Genomic DNA, 1024 nt, shown 5'->3' with positions numbered 1-1024 from the left:
GCGGAACAGCACGAAGTCGATGTTCGCCACCCCGGGCTGGCCCGAGGGCGCCGTCAGCACGGTGAAGATCGACGGGTCCGGGTGGTCGAAGAGGATCGCGCCCACCGGGGAATAGGTCCGCAGGTCGTACTTGTAGGCCGCGTAATTCCCGTGCCAGGCCACCACGTCCAGCGGCGAATGGTCGATGAAGGTCTCGTGGAACTGGCCGCACCACTTGATCACCACGCGGCTCTTCGCCTCGCGATCCTCGAAGGCCGCGACCGGCGACTTGAAATCGCGCGGGTTGGCCAGGCAGTTCGCCCCGATCGGGCCGCGGCCCGGCAGCTCGAAGGTCTGGCCGTAATTCTCGCAGACGAAGCCGCGCGCCGGCCCCTCCAGCACCTCGACCCGGTAGACCAGGCCGCGCGGCAGGATCGCGATCTCCTTCGGCTCCAGGTCGATCACGCCCAGCTCGGTGCAGAACCGCAGCTTGCCCTCCTGCGGCACCACCAGCATCTCGCTGTCGGCCGAGTAGAAATACTCGTCCCGCATCGAGGCGGTCGCCAGGTAGACATGCGCCGCCATGCCCACCTGCGTGTTCACGTCGCCCGCCGTGGTCATGGTGCGCATGCCGGTGACCCAGGTCAGCGGCGCCTCCGCCTGCGGCACCGGATCCCAGCGGTACTGGCCGAGGCTGATCACATCGTCGGCCACATGCGGCGCGGTCTTCCAGTAGGGGACCTCGATCTTCGCGAACCGCCCGGTGTGCTTGACCGAGGGCCGGATGCGGTAGCACCACGTCCGCTCGGGCCGGGCGGCGGTGAAGGCGGTGCCCGAAAGCTGCTCGGCATAAAGCCCGTAGTTCACCTTCTGCGGCGAGTTCTGCCCCTGCGGCAGCGCCCCCGGCAGCGCCTCGGTCTCGAAATCGTTGCCGAAGCCCGGCATGTAGCCCTCGTGCGGCCCCGTCACCGACGGCGCCCGGACCATCCCCTCCGGCAAAGAATGACGCGTCATAATGCCCTCCAGTCCCTGCAGGCGCCGTTCG

General features: G+C 68.5%; 1 protein-coding gene. It reads right to left on the bottom strand.

Going from position 1 to position 1024, the window contains the following annotated elements; translation table 11 throughout:
* On the bottom strand, window positions 1-993 hold a 993-nt coding region (locus CVV76_RS24315), incomplete at its 3' end, for a homogentisate 1,2-dioxygenase (protein WP_102227270.1).
* Window positions 994-1024: the final 31 nt, after the last annotated feature.

The organism is Acidimangrovimonas sediminis, from assembly GCF_002871005.1.
GTDB lineage: Bacteria > Pseudomonadota > Alphaproteobacteria > Rhodobacterales > Rhodobacteraceae > Acidimangrovimonas > Acidimangrovimonas sediminis.
This window is presented reverse-complemented; position numbering and strand designations above follow the sequence as displayed.